Genomic DNA, 4,039 nt, shown 5'->3' on the forward strand with positions numbered 1-4,039 from the left:
TGGCAGCCCCGCTCGTCGTCGCCATGCGGCGCGGCGCTGCCCGTGGCTACCTCGACGTGGCCAGCGTCAAGGGCGGCCCGCGCCGCGAGCTGGAGGCGCTCGGCCTCGACCTCTCCTCGTACATCGGCTCGCACCCCATGTCGGGCCGGGAGAAGTCGGGCCCGCTGGCCGCGACCGGCGACCTCTTCGAGGGCCGCCCCTGGGTCCTCACCCCGACCCGGGACACGGACACCGAGGTCCTGAACCTCGCCCTGGAGCTGGTCTCGCACTGCCGCGCCGTGCCCGTCGTGATGGACGCCGACGCCCACGACCGTGCCGTCGCCCTCGTCTCCCACATGCCCCACCTGGTGTCCAGCATGGTCGCCGCCCGTCTGGAGAACGCCGAGGAGGCGGCCGTACGGCTCTGCGGGCAGGGCATCCGCGACGTCACCCGCATCGCGGCCTCCGACCCCCGGATGTGGATCGACATCCTCTCCGCGAACCCGGGCCCGGTCGCCGACCTCCTCGCCGACGTCTCCGCCGACCTCGACGAGACCGTCCAGGCCCTGCGCGCCCTGCAGTCCTCCGACGAGGCCAAGCGTCGCGAGGGAGCCACCGGCATCGAGGACGTCCTGCGCCGTGGCAACGCCGGCCAGGTCCGCGTCCCCGGCAAGCACGGCTCCGCCCCGCGCGCCTACGAGATCGTCGCCGTCCTCATCGACGACCAGCCCGGCCAGCTGGCCCGCATCTTCGCCGACGCGGGAATGGCCGGGGTCAACATCGAGGACGTACGCATCGAGCACGCCACCGGACAGCAGGCGGGCCTGGTCCAGCTCATGGTGGAGCCGAAGGCGGCCCAGGTGCTGAGCACGGCGCTGCGGGAGCGCGGCTGGGCACTGAGGGGCTGAAGGGCCCGTCCGGCGTGTGAGGACGAGGCCGTCCAGGCCGAAGCGGGGGCCCGGGGGCGGCAGCCCCCGGGCGGCGGCGTACAGGGCGGCACGAGGCGCCCGGTAACCTTGTGCAGGGCACCCTCCGTGCCCATCGCACCCACCACCCCGCACCAGGAAGGTGTCCCCACCGTGGAAAACGGCGCCGCCCGGACCGCCCCGGCAGTGATTGTCGCCATCGACGGCCCCTCCGGCACGGGCAAGTCGAGCACCTCGAAGGCCGTTGCCGCGCAGCTCGGCCTGAGCTACCTGGACACGGGGGCCCAGTACCGGGCGATCACCTGGTGGATGGTGAGCAACGGCATCGACGTCACGGACCGGAGCGCGATCGCCGACGCGGCCGGGAAGCCCGAGATCCTCTCCGGTACGGACCCGTCCGAGCCGACGATCACGGTGGACGGCACGGACGTCGCGGGCCCGATCCGTACGCAGGAGGTCACCTCCAAGGTCAGCGCGGTCAGCGCGGTGCCCGAGGTGCGTGCCCGGATCACCGAGCTGCAGCGCTCGATCGCCGAGAACGCGGAGAACGGCATAGTCGTGGAGGGCCGTGACATCGGCACGACGGTGCTTCCCGACGCCGACCTCAAGATCTTCCTCACCGCCTCGCCGGAGGCGCGTGCCGCCCGTCGCAGCGGTGAGCTGAAGGGCGCGGACATCAACGCGACCCGCGAGGCCCTGATCAAGCGGGACGCGGCCGACTCCAGCCGCAAGACCTCGCCGCTCGCCAAGGCGGACGACGCGGTCGAGGTGGACACCTCCGACCTCACGCTCCAGCAGGTCATCGAGTGCGTCGTCACCCTCGTCGAGGAGAAGCGGGCCGCGAAGTGAGCCAAGCCGTGTCCGCCCCGTCGCTGCGGGGTGCCGAGGTCGGCCGCCGTATCGGCGTCGGCCTGATGTACGGCCTGTGGAAGCCGCGCGTCCTGGGCGCCTGGAAGGTCCCCGCGACCGGCCCGGTGATCCTGGCCGTGAACCACTCGCACAACATCGACGGCCCGATGGTCATGGGCACGGCACCCAGGCCCACACACTTCCTGATCAAGAAGGAAGCGTTCATCGGCCCGCTCGACCCGTTCCTGCTCGGCATCGGGCAGGTCAAGGTGGACCGCACGACCGCCGACCGCACCGCGATCACCCACGCCCTGGGCGTGCTGGACAACGGCGGCGTCCTCGGGATCTTCCCGGAGGGCACCCGAGGCGAGGGAGACTTCGCGTCGCTGCGGGCCGGGCTCGCGTACTTCGCCGTGCGCGGCGGCGCCCCGATCGTCCCGGTCGCGGTGCTGGGAAGCACGGAGCGGCGCGGACGGTTGATAAAGGGGCTGCCTCCGCTCAGGAGCCGGGTGGACGTCGTCTTCGGCGACCCCTTCGAAGCGGGCGACGGCAGCGGACGGCGTACGCGCAAGGCCCTCGACGAGGCGACCGTGCGCATCCAGAAGCAGCTCACCGCGCACCTGGAGCACGCCAGGCGGCTGACCGGTCGCCCGGAAAACGCCGGGCGCTCCACCGAGCACTAGGCGACACTTGAGTAGTGGATCTCCCGATATCCGGGCGTTCCACCGATCACCACGATGAACGACGAGGTACGGACTTCATGAACGACCAGATTCAGCCCGACGGCTCGGCACACGAGCACGGGGCACTTGGCGATGCCGAGTTCGCGGAGTTCATGGAGCTCGCCGCGGAGGAGGGCTTCGACGCCGAGGACGTCGAGGGCGCGCTCGACGAGGCGGGCCACGGCCCGCTGCCCGTCCTCGCCGTCGTCGGCCGTCCGAACGTCGGCAAGTCGACCCTGGTGAACCGCATCATCGGCCGCCGCGAGGCCGTCGTCGAGGACAAGCCGGGCGTCACCCGAGACCGCGTCACCTATGAGGCCGAGTGGGCGGGCCGCCGCTTCAAGCTGGTCGACACCGGCGGCTGGGAGCAGGACGTCCTCGGCATCGACGCGTCCGTGGCCGCGCAGGCCGAGTACGCGATCGAGGCGGCCGACGCGGTCGTCTTCGTCGTCGACGCCAAGGTCGGCGCCACCGACACCGACGAAGCGGTCGTACGGCTGCTGCGCAAGGCCGGCAAGCCCGTCATCCTGTGCGCCAACAAGGTCGACGGCCAGAGCGGCGAGGCCGACGCCTCGTATCTGTGGGCGCTGGGTCTCGGCGAGCCGCACCCCGTCTCCGCGCTGCACGGCCGCGGCACCGGCGACATGCTGGACGCCGTCCTGGAGGCGCTGCCCGAGGCCCCGGCGCAGACCTTCGGTACCGCGGTCGGCGGTCCTCGCCGCATCGCGCTGATCGGCCGTCCGAACGTCGGCAAGTCGTCGCTGCTGAACAAGGTGGCGAACGAGGACCGCGTCGTGGTCAACGAGATCGCGGGCACCACCCGTGACCCGGTCGACGAGCTCATCGAACTCGGCGGCGTCACCTGGAAGTTCGTCGACACGGCGGGCATCCGCAAGCGGGTCCACCTCCAGCAGGGCGCCGACTACTACGCCTCGCTGCGCACGGCCGCCGCCGTCGAGAAGGCGGAGGTCGCGGTGATCCTGATCGACGCCTCCGAGTCCATTTCCATCCAGGACCAGCGCATCGTCACGATGGCGGTCGACGCGGGCCGTGCGATCGTCCTCGCCTTCAACAAGTGGGACACCCTCGACGAGGAGCGCCGCTACTACCTGGAGCGGGAGATCGAGACCGAGCTCGGCCAGGTGGCCTGGGCGCCGCGGGTGAACGTGTCCGCGCGCACCGGCCGCCACATGGAGAAGCTCGTCCCCGCGATCGAGACGGCGCTGGACGGCTGGGAGACCCGTGTTCCGACGGGCCGACTGAACGCGTTCCTCGGCGAGCTCGTCGCCGCCCACCCGCACCCGGTCCGGGGTGGCAAGCAGCCGCGCATCCTCTTCGGCACGCAGGCGGGCACCAAGCCGCCGCGGTTCGTCCTCTTCGCCTCCGGCTTCATCGAGGCGGGCTACCGGCGCTTCATCGAGCGCCGGCTGCGCGAGGAGTTCGCCTTCGAGGGGACGCCGATCCACATCTCCGTGCGGGTGCGCGAGAAGCGCGGCAGCAAGAAGAAGTAGCGGTGCCGGCGGTACCGACGACGAAGCGGGCGGCTCCCCAGGGAGCCGCCCG

Annotated in this window: 4 protein-coding genes; all 4 read left to right on the forward strand. The window is 71.8% G+C overall.

Annotation, left to right across the window (positions count from 1 at the left end; translation table 11 throughout):
- Nucleotides 1-887: prephenate dehydrogenase (locus ABZS97_RS43515; RefSeq protein WP_356149435.1), on the forward strand; the 887-nt coding region annotated here is incomplete at its 5' end.
- A gap of 171 nt (nucleotides 888-1,058) precedes the next feature.
- Complete coding sequence (gene cmk / locus ABZS97_RS43520) at nucleotides 1,059-1,754, forward strand: (d)CMP kinase (protein ID WP_356149452.1); 696 nt, start codon at nucleotides 1,059-1,061, stop codon at nucleotides 1,752-1,754.
- Nucleotides 1,712-2,437, forward strand: coding sequence for a lysophospholipid acyltransferase family protein (locus tag ABZS97_RS43525; protein ID WP_356149443.1), 726 nt, complete (start codon nucleotides 1,712-1,714; stop codon nucleotides 2,435-2,437). The genes cmk and ABZS97_RS43525 overlap by 43 nt, the downstream gene beginning before the upstream one ends.
- Nucleotides 2,438-2,514: 77 nt before the next feature.
- The gene (gene der / locus ABZS97_RS43530; protein ID WP_356149446.1) at nucleotides 2,515-3,987 is read left to right on the forward strand and encodes a ribosome biogenesis GTPase Der; all 1,473 of its coding nucleotides are present in this window, start codon (nucleotides 2,515-2,517) and stop codon (nucleotides 3,985-3,987) included.
- Nucleotides 3,988-4,039: the final 52 nt, after the last annotated feature.

Origin of the sequence: Streptomyces sp. NPDC005485, from assembly GCF_040606085.1 — a bacterium.
Lineage (GTDB): Bacteria > Actinomycetota > Actinomycetes > Streptomycetales > Streptomycetaceae > Streptomyces.